20 protein-coding genes and 1 tRNA gene are annotated in these 16,705 nt (G+C 46.9%); 10 read left to right on the forward strand and 11 right to left on the reverse strand.

Going from position 1 to position 16,705, the window contains the following annotated elements; genetic code table 11:
- Window positions 1–3: 3 nt before the first annotated feature.
- Together HZB31_15280 and HZB31_15285 are read right to left on the reverse strand one after the other, a co-directional pair.
- Window positions 4–486, reverse strand: coding sequence for a hypothetical protein (locus HZB31_15280; GenBank protein MBI5849285.1), 483 nt, complete (start codon window positions 484–486; stop codon window positions 4–6).
- Window positions 487–562: 76 nt separating this feature from the next.
- Entirely contained in the window at window positions 563–1,690 is a 1,128-nt protein-coding gene (locus tag HZB31_15285) for a hypothetical protein (protein MBI5849286.1), read from the reverse strand.
- Between the two features lie 497 nt (window positions 1,691–2,187).
- On the opposite strand from HZB31_15285, the gene HZB31_15290 reads away from it, so the two are divergent.
- The 9 genes from HZB31_15290 to HZB31_15330 are packed head-to-tail and all read left to right on the forward strand — an operon-like array spanning window position 2,188 to window position 9,531.
- Window positions 2,188–2,391, forward strand: coding sequence for a hypothetical protein (locus HZB31_15290; protein ID MBI5849287.1), 204 nt, complete (start codon window positions 2,188–2,190; stop codon window positions 2,389–2,391).
- Between the two features lies 1 nt (window position 2,392).
- The gene (locus tag HZB31_15295; GenBank protein MBI5849288.1) at window positions 2,393–2,995 is read left to right on the forward strand and encodes a response regulator; all 603 of its coding nucleotides are present in this window, start codon (window positions 2,393–2,395) and stop codon (window positions 2,993–2,995) included.
- Window positions 2,964–4,448 (forward strand): response regulator, encoded by a 1,485-nt coding sequence (locus HZB31_15300; protein ID MBI5849289.1) that lies wholly within the window; start codon window positions 2,964–2,966, stop codon window positions 4,446–4,448. The genes HZB31_15295 and HZB31_15300 overlap by 32 nt, the downstream gene beginning before the upstream one ends.
- The gene (locus HZB31_15305; protein ID MBI5849290.1) at window positions 4,438–5,196 is read left to right on the forward strand and encodes a PilZ domain-containing protein; all 759 of its coding nucleotides are present in this window, start codon (window positions 4,438–4,440) and stop codon (window positions 5,194–5,196) included. The genes HZB31_15300 and HZB31_15305 overlap by 11 nt, the downstream gene beginning before the upstream one ends.
- Before the next feature lie 6 nt (window positions 5,197–5,202).
- Window positions 5,203–5,964 carry a flagellar motor protein gene (locus HZB31_15310; GenBank protein MBI5849291.1) on the forward strand — a complete coding sequence of 254 codons (762 nt, stop codon included), beginning with the start codon at window positions 5,203–5,205 and terminating at the stop codon, window positions 5,962–5,964.
- Complete coding sequence (locus tag HZB31_15315; GenBank protein MBI5849292.1) at window positions 5,964–6,647, forward strand: OmpA family protein; 684 nt, start codon at window positions 5,964–5,966, stop codon at window positions 6,645–6,647. The genes HZB31_15310 and HZB31_15315 overlap by 1 nt, the downstream gene beginning before the upstream one ends.
- Window positions 6,648–6,690: 43 nt before the next feature.
- The gene (locus HZB31_15320) at window positions 6,691–7,779 is read left to right on the forward strand and encodes a PAS domain S-box protein (GenBank protein MBI5849293.1); all 1,089 of its coding nucleotides are present in this window, start codon (window positions 6,691–6,693) and stop codon (window positions 7,777–7,779) included.
- Window positions 7,780–7,828: 49 nt separating this feature from the next.
- Complete coding sequence (gene motA, locus HZB31_15325) at window positions 7,829–8,677, forward strand: flagellar motor stator protein MotA (protein ID MBI5849294.1); 849 nt, start codon at window positions 7,829–7,831, stop codon at window positions 8,675–8,677.
- A complete protein-coding gene (locus HZB31_15330) occupies window positions 8,677–9,531 on the forward strand; it encodes an OmpA family protein (GenBank protein MBI5849295.1) in 855 nt (284 codons plus the stop codon). The genes motA and HZB31_15330 overlap by 1 nt, the downstream gene beginning before the upstream one ends.
- Here the strand turns inward: HZB31_15330 and HZB31_15335 are convergent.
- From HZB31_15335 to HZB31_15365, 7 genes are all read right to left on the reverse strand, one after another.
- Window positions 9,522–9,610: transfer RNA gene (locus tag HZB31_15335), tRNA-OTHER, on the reverse strand. The genes HZB31_15330 and HZB31_15335 overlap by 10 nt on opposite strands.
- Before the next feature lie 377 nt (window positions 9,611–9,987).
- Window positions 9,988–10,989, reverse strand: coding sequence for a tyrosine-type recombinase/integrase (locus HZB31_15340; GenBank protein MBI5849296.1), 1,002 nt, complete (start codon window positions 10,987–10,989; stop codon window positions 9,988–9,990).
- Between the two features lie 137 nt (window positions 10,990–11,126).
- Complete coding sequence (locus HZB31_15345) at window positions 11,127–11,492, reverse strand: hypothetical protein (GenBank protein ID MBI5849297.1); 366 nt, start codon at window positions 11,490–11,492, stop codon at window positions 11,127–11,129.
- 205 nt (window positions 11,493–11,697) lie between these two features.
- Window positions 11,698–12,843, reverse strand: a complete 1,146-nt coding sequence (locus HZB31_15350) for a hypothetical protein (protein MBI5849298.1) — start codon at window positions 12,841–12,843, stop codon at window positions 11,698–11,700.
- Window position 12,844: 1 nt separating this feature from the next.
- Window positions 12,845–13,468: a hypothetical protein gene (locus HZB31_15355; protein ID MBI5849299.1), complete on the reverse strand. Its 624-nt coding sequence runs from the start codon at window positions 13,466–13,468 to the stop codon at window positions 12,845–12,847.
- 80 nt (window positions 13,469–13,548) lie between these two features.
- Window positions 13,549–13,947, reverse strand: coding sequence for a hypothetical protein (locus HZB31_15360; GenBank protein MBI5849300.1), 399 nt, complete (start codon window positions 13,945–13,947; stop codon window positions 13,549–13,551).
- Window positions 13,944–14,498, reverse strand: a complete 555-nt coding sequence (locus HZB31_15365) for a hypothetical protein (protein MBI5849301.1) — start codon at window positions 14,496–14,498, stop codon at window positions 13,944–13,946. Before HZB31_15365 ends, HZB31_15360 begins: the two co-directional genes overlap by 4 nt.
- 126 nt (window positions 14,499–14,624) lie before the next feature.
- Between HZB31_15365 and HZB31_15370 the strand changes: the two genes are divergently transcribed.
- Window positions 14,625–15,347 (forward strand): hypothetical protein, encoded by a 723-nt coding sequence (locus HZB31_15370; GenBank protein ID MBI5849302.1) that lies wholly within the window; start codon window positions 14,625–14,627, stop codon window positions 15,345–15,347.
- 488 nt (window positions 15,348–15,835) lie between these two features.
- On the opposite strand, the gene HZB31_15375 is transcribed toward HZB31_15370, so the two are convergent.
- Window positions 15,836–16,159, reverse strand: a complete 324-nt coding sequence (locus HZB31_15375; GenBank protein MBI5849303.1) for a hypothetical protein — start codon at window positions 16,157–16,159, stop codon at window positions 15,836–15,838.
- Window positions 16,156–16,705, reverse strand: a 550-nt coding sequence (locus HZB31_15380; GenBank protein ID MBI5849304.1) for a hypothetical protein, incomplete at its 5' end; no start/stop codon positions are given. The genes HZB31_15380 and HZB31_15375, both read right to left, overlap by 4 nt.

Below are 16,705 nucleotides of genomic sequence, written 5' to 3' on the forward strand. Positions count from 1 at the left end.
CGGCTAAACCTTTATGTCCAAAATTGCACCGGGCTGTAGTTGCTCAGCAGTAACACTCTTGTCCTGCGCTATGGTATCTCTGAACTGGAAGAGCCTGTCCAGCGCAACTGATATATCTTTATCCGTTGCATCCACCGACAGTTTTTCTCCGGAGAAGACCTTCTTCAGTCCCTCATCAACCGATGACTTGGCAATCTGCTCCTCTACTCCTTTGACCTTCTTGATCAGATCGAGCCTCTGAAAGGTTCCCAGAGGGAAGAACGGAGGATAATTAACTAAAATATTATCCAGCTGAGTTTTGATAAAATCAATGCTGACGACCAAACCCCTGGCCGGAACCTGGGAAGCCTGTGTCTCGCCGGTAAACTGGGCAGACGCCGCTGATGGTGATATATTTGTCCTTGCCTGCACCGGGACATTACTCTTTTCGGCCGGCCGTATCGCATTCTGCATGGCCTGAGTTATGTTTATGTCATTGATATTCATGATAGTTACCTCTTTGTAAAAAGTGGAGTGCAGGAGAGGAATTCTTCCTCTCCTGCGTTTTCACCACTAATCAAGTTTAGCCGAACAGTCTGAGTACTGACTGCGCTGCCTGAGAAGCAAGGCTCAAAGCTGTCGTGCTGAGAGACTGCCTAGTCTGCAACATAAGCATGTTTGCGCCTTCCTCGTTGGTGTCAGCAAGTGTCAGCTTGCCTGAACCTTCGGTAAGGACGTTAATCATGTCCGTCGAGAAGTTCTGACGGGCTGTGATGACGCTCAGGTTTGACGACATTGCCGAAGACTCTGATCTCAATGTTGACAGAGCGGTTATCAGCTTGTCGACATCTGCACTTGCATTTGCAGGCAATGTCCAGCTTGCAGCCGTAATGCCCAGGGATGTTGATGAGGCAGTGAAGCCATTAACAACAAGGGTGTGACTGCCCTCAAATTTAACGGTCAGATCGTCGTTATTGAGGAGATTTTTGCCTTTATACCCCGAGTCAAGCGCCATGGTGTCAATCTGGTTGCGGAGCTCATTATACTGGTTCTGCAGTGAAGAAAGATCAGTGTCTGCTGCTACAACTGCTTCAGCAAGACGTGTGCCGTTAGATGTTGCGACGTCTCCACCAGCGACATCAGCAGCTGAATTCGAGATTGTCACAACGCCGTTTGAAGCGCTTGCAGAGAATCCGAGGCCAGTAACGGTTGTGTTGGCATTGATCGCTATTGCCAGGGCTTCTGCGTCCATGTTGTCATTGCCGCCGATGTAGAACTGTGTTGCCGCAGGCGAGCCGGCTGCTGTTGCGGTGAAGACTTCTCCGGCTACGGTGACCGTGTCAGCAGCAGCAGCACTTGCGAGTGTAATGGTGCCGGTGGCATATCCGGATGCGGTTGCACTGGCTGCCTGTGCCTGCTGAGCGATACCTCTTGCCTGTTCGATGAGGGAGGATATGCCCTTAATGCCCTTGTCTGCTGCCTGGATCGTCTGGATCGCCTGGCCCATGTCTGCCTTAAGTGCATCAATATCACCGGCGCGTGCGTCAAGAGCCTGTGCAGCAAAATATGCTGTCGGGTTGTCGAGTGCTGTATTGACTTTCTTGCCAGAGGCGAGTCTGGTTTGGGTCCGGGAAAGAAGATCTACTGTTGTCTGAAGATTTACAAGGTTTGACCGCATACCAGCGGTTAAGCTAATGTCGTTGAGTGCCATGATAATTCTCCTATTCTAGGAATTTTGTTCCACCGATTCTCGATGGATTTTTGATCCGCAAAGCGGACCGTTTACTCTTTAAGCCTCAGGATCCCTTGCTCTCTGCTCCACCTCCTCCTTGATCATGTATTGTCAGCTTCTGATATTCTTATCGGAAGACTGTCGTGAAACTTTAGGCTTTTTTTTGTGACCACAACCTGCAGGAAATAAAGTATAATTTCAGACATGCCCTGAGATGATCGGGGCTCTGATTGTCTCAGTAATGCCGTTTGCTCTATAGTTAAGTGGCTGCCTTGCGGTTTAAGCAAAGAGCTTGCCAGCAACGGCCTTAATCAAAGACGCAGTGATTCGCGGCCTTAAGAAGTATATTGATCGACTGCCCGGCCGGTTTTATGGTATTGCCGGATAAAATAAGCCTAAAGTTTCTAAAGATATATTCCGATAAAGAAAACTGGAGAACCAGAGAAGGGACATCCATAGAATATGGAGGCAGAAAGATGACAATTTTCCCGAATCAGATCAGCGAAGTCATGCATCTGTACAACAGGGTGGCAAAGATGAAGCCGTCGACCCTGCTTGAAAGGGAGAGCGACGGCGCAGGATCGAAAGACATGGTCAGTATCTCTGAGGAGGCCAAGAAGCAGCAGATCCTTTCACAGGCCAAGAGCGAAGTCCTGGAAAGAATAAGGGACGCGAAGTAGCGTGACCAGGAAGGATTTCCGGATACTCGTTGCTGACGACGATGACATAGCGCGTGACGTTATCAACTCCCTGCTGTCAAGGGAAGGATACACGGTCATTACCGCAAAGGACGGCCTTGATGCAATACGCATGCTTCGCATCGAGGATATCAGCCTCGTTATCACTGACCTTAGAATGCCAGGCGCTGACGGCATCGAGGTGCTTAAGCAATCGGCAAGAACCAACCCTGACGTAGCGGTTGTTATCCTCACCGCGTATGGCACTCTTGACACGACTCTTGAGGCGATGAAAGAGGGCGCATATGATTACCTGACCAAACCGTTTAAGGGGCAGGAGATCATTTTTGTGGTCGAGCGAGCATACAAGCGGGTGCTTCTCATTCAGGAAAACAAGGAACTGGTAAAGCAGCTCAGGGACACCTACCGCGACATAGAACTTCTGAAAACCGTGGTCGATAAGGGGAACCCTGAAATAACAGCCTCATGGCTGGAACGGATCGAGCGTCTGAAAGCCGTGAATGTTTTATCGGAGGATGAGTCTCATATCTTGAAGGAAAGGCTGATCAGGGGTCATGGACAAGGGGCGAATATTAATAGTAGATGATGATCCCATTGTCCGGGACGTCCTTTATGACATTCTAAACAATGTTGGAGGCTATCAGGCGGATCTCGCCTTTGATGGCATCGACGGGCTCGAAAAGCTGAGTCGGCAGGAATACGACATCGTATTCACTGACCTTACCATGCCGCGGATGAACGGCATGGATTTCCTGAAGGAAACCATCAAAACGGTACCCGGCGTCCCTGTGGTGGTGATTACCGGATTTTCCTCCATAGACAATGCCGTAAACGCCATGAGAGAAGGGGCAAAGGACTTCATCACCAAACCCTTCAAGATCGAGACCGTTCTCGGGACTGCAGCGAAAATCCTGGGGGAAAGAAGACTCCTCTTCAAGATTTCTCATAACCACGACAACGAAAATATGGTCGGCAAGCTCAACAGCGAGCTCTTCAAAAGTCTTCACGAGATCGGCATCCTCCAGTCGATCAGCAACGAGATCGATGGTATTTTCAGCAATAAAGAGATATACGAGAAGCTTGTTGAGATGGTGTCGAGGCTGTTTGTAGTCAGAGAGGCATCGTTTGGCATTGTAGAAAACGGTGATTTAAAGATCGAGGCGGCAATCGGCACAACTGCGCGGACCATCAGTAGTATCGGGACGATATTTGAGACGGTGATCAGCGCCAAAACGTATTATATGGCGCTACCCGGGGAGCTTAATCCCCATGACAACACGCCTCTGACTTCCCCGTTCTTTTCGATTCCCCTGATCATGAATGAAGAAGTCTTCGGCATACTCAATATTTCCCATAAAGCCGATGGCACTGCCTTTACCGATTATGAGATTTCTCTCGCCCTGACCTTTGCGAAAAAGGCGGCGCTGAGGATCGAAAATAATGCCCTGTACGAAGTTTTTTACAGCAATCTTATCAATACCCTGAAATCTCTTGTTACCAGCATTGAGGCGCGTGACATCTATACCAGAAACCATTCCGAGCGGGTTGCAAATTATGCGCTGCAGGTGGCAGAGGTTATGAACTTCAGCAATGATGACAAGGAGATCATCAGGTTCGGCGGATATCTCCATGACATCGGCAAGATTGGCGTACGGGATACGGTTCTGCTAAAGCCTTCCAAGCTGACGGACGACGAGTTCCGGGAAATCAGGTTGCATCCTGTGATAGGTGATAATATAATAAAGCCCATAAAGTTTTTTCCCAGAGAACGGGAACTGATCCGTCATCATCATGAGCGGTTTGACGGAAAAGGATATCCCGATGGTCTCGCGGGTGAAAGGATTCCGCTTGTGGTGAGGATTATGAACGTAGTCGATACCTTTGACGCTATGACGACATCAAGACCCTATAGAACAGCGAGGACTCATAAGGATGCGGTTGAAGAGCTGCTGCGCTGCTCCGGCACCCAGTTTGACGGAGAGATCGTCAAGGCATTTCTCCAGACTCCTGCCGGCAGAGGTGAATCGGTTGGATCTTAATGTCGGTGAGCAGATCTTTTTCCGGATAGCAAAAGACGGATTCCGGTACAGCGGCTCTATCGTGTCAGTCAATAACGCCGGTGTCGTGATCAGGGCCAACGACGAGGTGACCTGCGATGTGCGCAAGGGAGACCAGCTTATTATTTCTGCTCCTGAATCGGATTTTTATACGGAGGTCATGACCAGGGACAAGACCATGTTCAGCGTCAAGAGGCTCTGGTGTGACAGACGTGAATTTTTCAGAATCGACGATGTCTTCCCTGTTGACTGCAGGAAAGTTACGGATGCAGGCGCACCGAAGAAGCCTAAGCTGGTGGCAGGATTCGGCTCTGAGACCGGGACGCTCGAACTGCCGGAAGATGCCGTGCACCCCAAGCTCTGGAACATGCTGGTTGACATTAATACCAAGCTTGGGATAATCCTCGAGCGGCTGGATCTGCATAGAGAGGGATTTGCCCAGATCGAAAACAGACGGGTGAATCTGAGTGCAACCGGGCTGAAGGTGATTACACCAGAGAAGGCTGAGGTCGGCGACAACGTTGAAATAAAGATGCTTCTCCCTACCTATCCACCCATAGGGATACTTGCGTTTGGCCGCGTGGTGAGGGCCGTTAAGGCGGACAATGACGAATTTGAACTGGCGCTTCATTTTGATGAAATGGATGAGGATATCCGTGATGAGATTATTCAATATACGCTGAAGCGCCAGAGAGAGCTTATCCGGTCGCAAAGGCAAAAAGAGAAATAATGCTTGATGGACCGCACGAGCCTTATAGGAATATTCCTTGGTATTGTTGCGGTCATCGGCGGTAATTATCTTGAGGGCGGCAAAATCAGTTCCATTCTGCAGCCTACCGCAGCCCTGATTGTCTTTGGCGGTACTCTCGGCGCTACACTCCTGAGTTCTTCTACCCGCGATGTGCTCCATGCGATTATGGCACTCAAAGCTGTCTTTTATGAGAAGCCGGTCCATCCGCAGCAATTCATCGAAGATATTATCCGGTACTCGGACCTTGTGCGGAAGAACGGCCTTGTTGTCCTTGATCGTGAGATACCCCGCATAGAAGATCCTTATTTCAAAAGGGTTATGATGCTTGCGGTTGATCGTATGGCTGCCAAGACTCTGAAAGATACGTTTGATCAGGAGAACATGACCTACGAAGAAGAGAAGAGACGGGTTGCCAAAATATTTGATACTGCGGGCGGGTTTGCGCCAACGATCGGCATCCTGGGCGCTGTGCTGGGTCTTATGCAGGTGATGGAGAACCTTTCAGATCCCTCCAGGCTTGGTGCCGGCATTGCCGTAGCTTTTGTGGCCACGGTGTATGGTGTCGGTTCTGCAAACCTCCTGCTGATTCCGATCTCAAAAAAGCTGATCAACAGGCTAAATAACGAAATGGCATTGCGTGAAATGATCCTTGAAGGCGTGGTTGGCATCCAGTCGGGCATGAATCCCCACTATCTGCGGGAGAGGCTGGCAGGTTTTATCTCTGAGCATCAGAGGAAGGTCCAATAATGAGGAAAAGACGCGTTGAGGATCACGACAATCCGGACCGCTGGATTGTCTCCTATGCCGATTTTGTAACCCTTCTTTTTGCCTTCTTCACAACCATGTATGCCATCAGTCAGGTGGATTCAGGAAAGCTCAGGATGTTCACCGGTTCCATGAAATCTGCCTTTAAAACGGAAGATGCCAGGACCGTGAAACCGGTCATAGAAGGGATCGTGCCGGTTGCCCCTGAGACGCTATCGATAGAACAGGAACTGAGGTCCCGGGTTGAGCCATTACCGTCAAAGGAAGATATTGAGATCAGCCATGACGAGCGCGGTATCGTCCTCTCGATCGGGGACAATGTTCTGTTTGAAGCCGGCAAGGCAGGTCTTATGCAGGATGCGCATTCAACGCTTGGCGCTGTCGCTGCAGTCCTGAGAAAACTGCCGAACAAGGTAGTCATTGAGGGGCATACGGACAATATTCCCATAGCCGATTCCCGCGGCCGCTTTGCCTCAAACTGGGACCTTTCGACGGCCCGGGCAACGACTGTTCTGAGTTATCTTCTGGTTACCTATAATCTGCCGCCCGAGCGGTTTGCGGCAGCAGGGTACGCTGAGTTCAAACCAAAGGCAGCCAATGCCAGTCCTGAGGGAAGGGCAAAGAACCGCAGAGTTGACATTATTATACTGAGCAGTGGCAGATAGCATTTGAGCGTTACGAATGGAAAGCGGAGATAAGCAGATACCTATGACTGAACAAGTCCCATCAAGGATAGACAGCGATTTTGTCGAGAAGATCATCAGGAGTCAGGAGCACTGGCAGACTACGATTGATGCGGTCAGGGACTATATCTTCGTGATCGGCGGTGACCATATTATCAGGAAGGCGAATCTCTCTTTTGCAGAAAAATTTCAGAAGCATCCGAGAGAGATCATAGGGCTCAATGTGAATGAACTCCTCTGTTTTGAGATCCCGCAGCCTGAGACGCTTGCGACAGGGGCTGAGTCTGCGGAGAATATCATATCAAAAGAGATCACCATAAAAGAGAGCACCTTTGTGCTCAGCGTCTTCCCGGCGCGCTATGATGAAGAGATGGTATATGTCTACGTGATGAAAGACATCACCGAACTGATTGACCTCAAAAATAAGCTTTACTACACCTACAATCTTGCGTCTCTTGGCAGACTGGTTTCGGGCGTTGCCCATGAGTTGAATAACCCGCTGACCGGAATTCTCGGATATGCCGAACTGCTCGGCATGAAGCTGCAGGATGAGGCAGTAAAGAAGGATCTTGATAAGATTTACCGGTCAGCCGAACGGTGCAAGGTGATTATCGACAGCCTGCTCTGTTTTTCGCGGCAGCAGGCAACGCAGAGAAGCCTTGGCTATATCCATGACATTATCGACAAGACGGTCGAGCTGAGGGCCTACTGGCACAGGATACAGAACATGGAGCTTATCAGGGAGTACCAGGAGAATATGCCCCTTGCCTATCTCGATACGCAGCAGGTCCAGCAGGTGGTTCTAAACATCCTCATGAACGCTGAACAGGCAATAGCGGAGAGCGGAAGAAACGGCAGGATCGTTATCAATGTTTCATATGACAAGGGAAAAGAGAGAATTATGGTAAGTATCTCTGACAATGGCATAGGTATTCCCAAAGAGAATATGGCGAAGATCTTTGACCCCTTCTATACTACCAAGCCGGTGAACAAGGGAACCGGACTGGGGCTCTCCATATCGTATGGCATAGTGCTTGAGCATGGTGGTACGATACAGGTGCAGAGCACCGTAGGAGAAGGGACAACATTTACCATAGAATTTCCATTAAAATAGCAGTATGACGGTATGTAATTACGATATCAGCAGTAATGAGGGGTAATCCATGTTTGCAGGTATAGGTGTAGCACTGGTTCTGGCGGCAGTCATAGGCGGCTTTCTTATGGAAGGAGGCAACCTGCATGTCATGATTCAGCCTGCCGAATATGTCATTATTTTTGGTGCGGCATTAGGGGCATTTTTTATTGCCTCTCCCGGCAGTATTGTTCCGCTGGTCTTCAAGAGTGTGGGTTCAATCTTTGGCTCCGGAGCAATATCAAAGGCCCAGTATCTTGAGCTGCTTTCATTGATGAATACCATATTTTCGAAGATTCGCAAAGACGGGCTCATATCGATCGAGGCTGACATCGAAAATCCGAAGAAGAGCCCTCTTTTCAGCAAATACAAGTCAGTAATCGCCAACCACCATGCCCTTGATTTCATCTGCGATAACCTGAAGGTGATGATCACGACGAACATGCCTCCCCATGAACTCGAAAGCCTCATGGACGTCGATATCGGCGCACATCATCATGTCGAGATGATACCGTCGGAGAGCATTACCAAGGTTGCGGATGCGCTTCCCGGATTAGGTATTGTTGCCGCTGTTCTGGGTGTTGTGCTTACCATGGGAAAGATTGATCAGCCGCCTTCGGTGCTGGGCCACAGCATTGGCGCGGCACTGGTCGGGACCTTTCTCGGCGTGCTTGCCTGTTACGGTTTTGTCGGGCCTATTGCGACGAACCTCGAAAACCAGGCAAAGATAAAGGGAGTCTATTTTGAAGTTATCAAGGTCTCGCTGGTGGCCTTTGTGGGCGGCGCTGCTCCCCAGATGGCAGTAGAGCTTGGCAGAAGGGCCATATCAGGGCAGGACCGCCCCAGCTTTCTGGAACTCGAAAAGGGTATCCGCAAATAATGAAGGCCCAGAAAAATATCATCATCAAGAGGGTCAAGAAGGGTGGGCACGGCGGTCACCATGGCGGCAGCTGGAAGGTGGCGTATGCTGATTTCGTGACTGCGATGATGGCCTTCTTTCTGCTTCTGTGGCTTCTGAGCATGGTTTCACCCGAGAAGAGGGCAAGAGTCTCGACTTATTTCAAATCGTTCAATATCTTCGATAAGGCAGGAACTTCCATGATGCTTGACCAGCCAGGAGGTGCTGTTGGTGACTCAGGCGGCAGCTTTGGAAGGATGGATAAGTCTATGGGCAAAGGAGCTACCGATGATCCTCAGATCTATACTCCGGAAAAGTTCAAGGATAAGCTGAGGGGCGTAATAGAATCGAAGCTCGCTGATGTCAAGGATCAGGTGCTGGTCGATGTTTTTGAGGGTGGCGTGAGAATCCAGCTGACCGATAAGGAAGGAAAACTGATGTTCCCCCTGGGAGGAGCTGAACTGACGCCTGAGGCAAAGCGGATCTTGAAGGTGATAACAGAGAATTTTAATGATAATGAAAACAAAATAGCGATTGAGGGCCACACGGATGCTCTCAGCTATTCGTCAAACCGGTACACCAACTGGGAGCTGTCTACGGAACGGGCGTCTATTGCGCGGAAGGAACTTGAAAAAAATGGTTTAAATCCTGACAGACTGAGCAGAGTCGCGGGCTATGCCGCTACTGATCCGCTGATCAAGGACAATCCAAACGATCCCCGCAACCGGAGGATCAGTATAATTCTGCTTTATCCTGATCAAAAAAAGCCGGCAGCGGTTGTCAGCCCTGATGCGATTTCAACGCAGACGCCATCTCCGGCAACGGGTGGACGGTAGGGGATTCGAACCCCCGACTTCCCGCTGCTTTACCCTCTGGCAGGGGAACGTGGCGCTCTCCCAGCTGAGCTGACCGCCCATAGAGTAGTAACCGGTATCGGTGCGTAAACCATTCATTGTGTCAACGAATTCTTGACACGGTTTTTCTTAACCTCTTATAATCAATGCTCACTGTTTCCCGTATGCGCCTGTAGCTCAGTTGGATAGAGCAACTGCCTTCTAATCCGGCATCCCTCAACATTTACTACCTGAATTTCCTTTTGGTTATAATGGGTTATAGCATATTATTTTGAGGCGGTGGGAGTTTTGGCGTCATTGATACTGGTTCAACTGATAACCTGCGAAGCAAAGTCTCATAAATTTCTGTCGATTTTGAATTCTCCTTTCTGCGGCTTTAGTGCGCCGACGTTTTATCTGTTTCTTGTTCATGTTCTGAGTAAAACTCAGCTATCAGCCTCACTTCAAATCCTCCAGGAGCTTAATTGCATCACTAATGCTTCCTCTAATACTTTGCAAGTAATAATCGGTTGTGGTGGCCCGTTCATGCCCCAATAACTGCTGGATAGTCGTCAAGGGCGTTCCCTTGCTATCCAAGTAACTTGCTCCGAAGTGTCGGAATGCATGGAACGAAAATGGTTTAACCCCGGCATTCTCACAAACAGTCTTCAGCAACTTGCTCCGATAAACATAGGGCTTGTCTGTTTTCTTGTTCATAAAAACAAACTCTCCCCCTTGAGGTATTTGTTCAAGAGTTTCCCTGAGAACTGCGTTCATCGGTATCCTGATTTCCTTTAAGTCGCTGTTTCTCGCTTTTCTTGTCTTGAGGAGAAGATAGTCGGGAAAAACATCTTCCCATTTCAGGTGATTGACTGCGGATATCCTCCCCAGCGTGTGAATGACGATCAAAAGATACAGCCGATCCATTGGTTTTGCTGCTGACAGTACCGCTTTGATGTCATCAATGGATGGGATATACTTCCGCTTCTTTGAAACAGGAAATTTCTTGATCCGTTCCGTCGGATCATCGTTCCAGATTTCCCTTTCGATTCCGTGGCGGAATAAAGCCCGAATCATTTTAAGACAACTATTTGCATACTGGTAGCGTTTAGTCTCCCGTTTCTTTCTCTGAGGGTTCTCATAAAAACCCTCCGCAACCTTGTTCAAGAAACTTTCAACGTCCTGACGTGTTATTTCTTTTTTCTGTCCCCAAAGTTCGTTTACCTTATCAAGGAGACGCTTGTTTTCTTGGAACCAGCTATCAGTTCTCCTCGTTTCCAGTTCTTCGAGACGGCTCTGCATGAGCTTTAAAAAGGTCGTATTTATCCCCTTTATTTTTTTTCTTGCTTCTGCCTCTGCTATCTTTGCATCCTCCTCCGTTCTGAATCCTCCCTTGCGGAATCTCACTCCCAACTTCACAAAGTCGTACATCCATTTCTGGCGGTGTTTGTATAACGCCACGCTCTATCACCTCCTTTAATTTGTTAAATAACTGCTCCTTTTCAAAGCGCACAAGTGCGCCTATCTTAAAGCCTCCAAGTGCCTCGTAATGTTTATATACGAACCACCGGGACGACCTAAGAATAAGGGCGACCTCTTCAGCGGTTAATAATTCCACCGACTTTTTCCCAGAATGATAATTTTGCTGATGTTTTATCAGACAGGGCTTCTTTTAGCTGGTCTATCTCGCAAGTCTGCTTGTACAATTTTGCACTTATCATGTACATCTGTTTTTTGCATTCTTCGTTGCTGCAGTTTGTAAATGTTGGCATGTCGTCCCCATCCTTCTTCTTGGGGCGATCTTTGTCTACATCCTCGAATTCCGCTTCTACCATTTCTTCTTCACCCTCATACTGCCTGTAAGATTCATTTATTATTGAGTCACAAGGAGTATTGCAGTTATCTATCTCCTTGCATCCCCAACATTCGATACAGATTATCTGTCCGTTTCTCTTTATAATCATGTTCTTCTCCGTTATTAAAATGAGTTGATGTTGTTCAGCTCGCCCCTTAATAGGGGCGAGCTATTAGAAGTTAGTCCTTTGGAGAAACATCTCTCCTCCGTGCCAGGTTTGAGATATTCTCGTCTCCACCACACACGATTCCCATGACTTTGCTGCTTGCCGTACTTTCTTGTACAGCGGGATTTTTGCTCTGTATCCATGAGCATCAGCAGAGACCACCGGCCTGTGGTTCATAGTCCTTAGCCGGGAGGTAGGACCCAATAGGCTCCAAAACAAACCACTTCGATTTTGGAGCACTTTTGGGTTCCACCTTTTTGACGTCAAGCTGTTTGTAAAACGGTGGCCGAGGAGCCTTTGCAATACCTCTCTCCTTCGGTGTCCGATATGCCAGATGGTACTTTTCGAGATTCTGAAGTTCATCTGTTTTAAACCCCATTTCACGAGCCAGCAATTGAGCCTCACGATAGCCGACACGGAAAGACAACAGCGTCCCAACATTTGCCATGACGCGGGCGAGTTTTTCATCAATAGTCGCAAAGTCCTGCGTGGCCATGAGGCAGCTCAGCTTGAACTTGCGCCCCTCCTTCAGGATTGAAAGAAAATTAAAGTTGACGAAGTTATGAGCCTCATCGACATACATTGCAAGGGGTTTATACTCCCGAGGGCGATCATACATGAAATAGTTCTTGATTCCATGGCTGATAATATTGCCGACAAAAATCATCTTTTCACGTGACATCCCGAATCCGTCCAGTATGAAAGATTCACCTTTTTGAATCAGCTTTCCCCATTCGATTGAGTTGTTGCCGCAAATGATCGGCTGAATCCGTTCATCATTGATCAGGAAGTTGATACGATGGAGGATGCCCTCTCTTGTGACTCCATCTTCTTTCATGTTTAATATGCAGTCCCGGACATGAATGAGGCTTTTTCTGTTCCGTTGGAGACACCATTTGACAGCCTCATCTAATATTCCTCGCATTTTCACTGTCAAATTTTCGTTGCTTGTTGTCATCTTGATCACCTGGTTCAGTGCCTCGGCGATAATGTCGCTGATCTGGTTCGGGTTATAAGGGGCCTGCATAGGATTGAGCGAGAGCGGATGATCCAGAGAGCAGTAATTGGCATTGCCCTTTGAGATGGAATAGCATTTCTTAGCCAGATGGTCTGAGGACTCAATCAGAATCTTTGCAACAGGATACAAGCTGTCCTGATACCAGAATTGTTCAAATTCCGTGCTCTTACCAGTTCCGCTTTTACCCATCAGTAAGCCACCTGTATACCTGTCCTCACCATCAATATAGACGCGAAAAGAATCATTAAGACCAATTGTCAGCCTTTGAAGTTCCATGTCAGCTCCTGTTCATGTATGCTTCCATGTCCTTTGTCTTAATCTGTGATTCAAGTTCGGAGAGTTTGTTATCTATGTTCAACTGATTTATCTTTGCCTGCATCAATTCATCCTCCCTTTTCATCTTTAACCGCAGGGCTTCCTCTTCTGCATCCATTTTTCTTATGGTGGCCCGCGTCAATTCACCCTCAAGGTCATTTTTTGCCCGCATGATTTCCTCTTCAATACCCATCCTTTTTAGTGTTCCCTGTTTGATTTCGTTGTCCAGCATTACTCCCATAATTATTGCCTGCTCTTTCTTCTCCGCCAGAGTCATCATGGTTTTTTGATGCTCCATCTCGATAAGCTGGAGCTTAATCCTGTCACTGAATGTAGCCATTCTCTCAAATACATCCATCATGAGATTGAAACTCCTGGCCTGGTAATCCAATGCTTCAGCTTCGTACCGGGCTATTTCTGCAAAATCCTTCTGCCTCCCTTTGTGTAATTTGCGTGTGATTATATTCGCGTCCGGCGATATGCGTTTTGTCTGGGGAAGTAACATCTTCTGCATCATCATCTGCATGGGATTCATTCCTCCAAAATCCATTAACTCATTGTCCTTCTTCATCAGGTCGTTAAACATGGCGCTCTCCTTTCATTGCCAGGATTCTGGCGTTTTCGTTGTAGCTCTGAAACTGGATAAAGTTTGCATATGCTCTTTTCCTACCGATGGCGTCCCCGATAATGATGCCGAGGATGAAAGCCCCTGTTACCGCCGTAAACAACCACATGATGCCTCCTTTCTCCCCTGTATGGGGAAGCGTAAGTCGGTCTGTACATTGGCGCCGGATAATACCTCGGCACCGGCCTGGTTACTGGTCTATCGGCAAACCGGTCAACAGGTACTTCGACTACTCGTTGAACAGGCTTTTCGACTACCCTTTCCACTACCTTTTCAACTGGTTTTTCAATGAAGATTGGCTTCTCTACGATTCTTTCAATAACTCTTTCCTGAACAACCGGCTGCTGAATTGGCTGAGAAGTCGGCATCTTCTCCTTAACTGCCATGCCGACGGCGACGATCACAACGAGAAAGCAGATTGCTGCGACAATAGTTTTCATGAAATCTCCTCCAGAATTGATTTGAACGGTATGGTCCCCTCAATGAGGGTGTCTCCGGCGACAGCGATATGAAACTGGGGGATCTTAAAGTGAAATAGGTCAGACAGGAATTCGAGTGAACGATCCCAGTGTTTCCAAGTGTTCACCTTTTGCTGCAGATACTGCTCGGTCTCATTATTACAAACTTCGAGAATTAAGCAGAGCCCCTGGTTATCTTTAGTTATCAGGCAGATAGCATCTGGACGCAAGCCGATTTCAGAAATGCTTATTTCCCTGTGAATATGAGAATGGACTTTTGGAAGTTTAAGAAGATTGGTTAAAGCCCTGGTCAGAAGGCGGGCGTGTTCACCGAATTCAGAACGACAGTCGAGGGTGCGGTAGAAACCGTCTTTCCTCTCAATTGTTCCGAGGTCTGAGAGTTTGTTGGCTTGTTTTTGAAAGTTTACTCTGCCACTTTGAACAGTGGCATAAAGTCCGTGGGCATGAAGGATTTCACCTCCGCATAGAGCATCGGTTACTTTGAGAGACTGGACTACAGTTAGAACCTGCATGATGCCTCCTTTCGTATTATTAATATAAATATACGAAAGAAATATGCATAAGTCAACAAAATAATTTGCATAAATATGCAAAAAGAAATGTTTGAAAATAAAATAAAATAATGTCATAATTATCAAATGAGTTTTTCAGATATATATCCGCAAATCATTGCCAATTACAGTTATTACTCCCCCATACTCAAGAAGTTAGGGAGTTTTCATATTGGAAAGACGGTAAAGATAAACGATCTGGAAGTGCCGAGTGGGCTACTTCACAGGGCTTATGCGGATATGAAGGAGATGGATTTTAAGGGTAGGATTATAGACTACTTCTGCTGGGTATCCAGTGCCAATCTGATAGCTATGGTTAAGATAATCGTGGGGACGGGGAGTATTGCCGTATCGGACAAACACGAAATTACCAATCTCATACAAAATATCAATATGATAAAAAATAAGCACGGGGACACTTTTAATGCTGATGTAAATAACTTTATAAGGCTTTCATACAATAACCCAACCATGATAATCGAACTATGCACTAAATTAGACTATGTGCCCATAAGAGGATCAATTGAAAACCACTTGTTTTCCCTCTTCCATAGCGTTGAAGATATCCTTATTAAAGGAACAAAGCCCAAGTCTAAGAAATATGAGACACTTTTAGATGAATTGTATGGCCATATAACAAAGTTTGAAGAGATTTCAAAGAAACTGGGGACCTATGATACATTTCCTCAGCAAGCTTATGACTTATTAAGAAAGAAAGCGGAAAAGTATAACTACTCAGAAACTGATGTGGATTTTATTATTCATGAAGTTTTTAAGAGGGTGGGGATTAAAATGCCATCCATCCGTTAGATGCTCGCAAAGTATCTCAGGCAACATGCCTTTTCGAATTCATATGGGCTCATCTATTTGAAATATCGATGACGCTTTGTCCTGGTAATGCAACACTTCTGTAGATGCTATCCTGGTTATGCCTTAATAAATACCCTCGAATAGATTTTCATTGGGTTGTTTGCTTATAACTGTCTGATTCTTGTTAAAACAATAGGTTACATGCCGGTTACAGCCCCATTATTAGAATAATAATATAATTTCTATAGAGTTTAATTCGCCGCCGTTTGTGGCGAGAATAATTGATGAGTTGTCTATATTTGTTTGACAGTCCGCAGGCTTGCTCTGGGGAGTATGTTATTAATGCGATATCAGTATGCAATCTGAAGAAAGGGTGGTCTTTGGGTATAAGGGGTAAGCATGTGAGATCATACGGCGCAAGTATGACGCATCCGAAAAGATGTCTTAAGGATCAATGTGAAATGCGTAATGCTGATTCCTATAAGCCGCTATTTCTTCGTGGATTGAGCAAAAAAGATAGTAATAAAAGCTACGAAACCACAAAACAATAAAAAAAGTCCATCAGATACGAATTCGACTGCCCGGTTTATGACGACATAATGCTTTATTTTTATAAAGTCTTCCATTGCCATAAATAACGCTGCCATAACCAGAAATCCACTCCCGAGATAAAGTTTAAGTCCGAATTTAGGCCCTTTATTGGCTTTGTCAATTACATAAGCAAGCCCAAAGCCGATCAGAAAAAATATTGGAAGCAAGATCAAAACCTTTGCACTAACAGGGGTCATTTGGGGGAATATTAGTTCATTCATAAAACTGCCTCCTCCATGCGATAGTTATAAAGCCTTCCGGTCTCAAGGAAACCGTTGTACGTGTTTGCCCAAATCCGATTAGGCTTTCGATACAGCGTATTTTTGACGATATGAAATAATTTATCAAGTCTCTTCTGTTCCCCTTCCGGATCGTCGTATCGGTGTCTCATGATAAATATCACTCGATAGGCTCCATGACCGGAATAGTTCTTTTGAATCTTCTCGATCAACTGATCGTCGTTCATATGTCCATTGTCGAATTCGAAATAGAGACTCCCCAGGTGTGCATCCGGGTTTGGCTCGACCCTGCTGACTGACAGTTTTTCAACGCCTTGAAGGTGCCTGTCATGCAGAAACTTTGCAAGGCAGTCCCTCAGTTGGTTGTCATGAAGAAAGTGGTGATTACCCACATCCTTCTTCTTTGTGCAGGGACTGCCATAAACTGCATGGTTACCCTGATCATGCAGTTTCTTTAGACGCATTACCCTCTTGGTTCTGGTCATCTTTTCGAGCTCGGTTCTGATGACTGCAGCCCCGCTGGTCGTA

It is taken from the genome of Nitrospirota bacterium (assembly GCA_016235245.1).
GTDB lineage: Bacteria > Nitrospirota > Thermodesulfovibrionia > Thermodesulfovibrionales > UBA6898 > UBA6898.

What these genes read in the sequence shown, in the direction of transcription:
- HZB31_15365 (MBI5849301.1), bottom strand. Translation starts at nt 14,498, where the DNA reads ATGCAGGTTCTAACTGTAGTCCAGTCTCTCAAAGTAACCGATGCTCTA.
- HZB31_15320 (MBI5849293.1), top strand. Translation starts at nt 6,691, where the DNA reads ATGACTGAACAAGTCCCATCAAGGATAGACAGCGATTTTGTCGAGAAG.
- HZB31_15355 (MBI5849299.1), bottom strand. Translation starts at nt 13,468, where the DNA reads ATGTTTAACGACCTGATGAAGAAGGACAATGAGTTAATGGATTTTGGA.
- HZB31_15285 (MBI5849286.1), bottom strand. Translation starts at nt 1,690, where the DNA reads ATGGCACTCAACGACATTAGCTTAACCGCTGGTATGCGGTCAAACCTT.
- HZB31_15360 (MBI5849300.1), bottom strand. Translation starts at nt 13,947, where the DNA reads ATGAAAACTATTGTCGCAGCAATCTGCTTTCTCGTTGTGATCGTCGCC.
- HZB31_15330 (MBI5849295.1), top strand. Translation starts at nt 8,677, where the DNA reads ATGAAGGCCCAGAAAAATATCATCATCAAGAGGGTCAAGAAGGGTGGG.
- HZB31_15290 (MBI5849287.1), top strand. Translation starts at nt 2,188, where the DNA reads ATGACAATTTTCCCGAATCAGATCAGCGAAGTCATGCATCTGTACAAC.
- HZB31_15375 (MBI5849303.1), bottom strand. Translation starts at nt 16,159, where the DNA reads ATGAATGAACTAATATTCCCCCAAATGACCCCTGTTAGTGCAAAGGTT.
- HZB31_15350 (MBI5849298.1), bottom strand. Translation starts at nt 12,843, where the DNA reads ATGGAACTTCAAAGGCTGACAATTGGTCTTAATGATTCTTTTCGCGTC.
- HZB31_15280 (MBI5849285.1), bottom strand. Translation starts at nt 486, where the DNA reads ATGAATATCAATGACATAAACATAACTCAGGCCATGCAGAATGCGATA.
- HZB31_15315 (MBI5849292.1), top strand. Translation starts at nt 5,964, where the DNA reads ATGAGGAAAAGACGCGTTGAGGATCACGACAATCCGGACCGCTGGATT.
- HZB31_15370 (MBI5849302.1), top strand. Translation starts at nt 14,625, where the DNA reads ATGAGTTTTTCAGATATATATCCGCAAATCATTGCCAATTACAGTTAT.
- motA (MBI5849294.1), top strand. Translation starts at nt 7,829, where the DNA reads ATGTTTGCAGGTATAGGTGTAGCACTGGTTCTGGCGGCAGTCATAGGC.
- HZB31_15300 (MBI5849289.1), top strand. Translation starts at nt 2,964, where the DNA reads ATGGACAAGGGGCGAATATTAATAGTAGATGATGATCCCATTGTCCGG.
- HZB31_15310 (MBI5849291.1), top strand. Translation starts at nt 5,203, where the DNA reads ATGGACCGCACGAGCCTTATAGGAATATTCCTTGGTATTGTTGCGGTC.
- HZB31_15345 (MBI5849297.1), bottom strand. Translation starts at nt 11,492, where the DNA reads ATGATTATAAAGAGAAACGGACAGATAATCTGTATCGAATGTTGGGGA.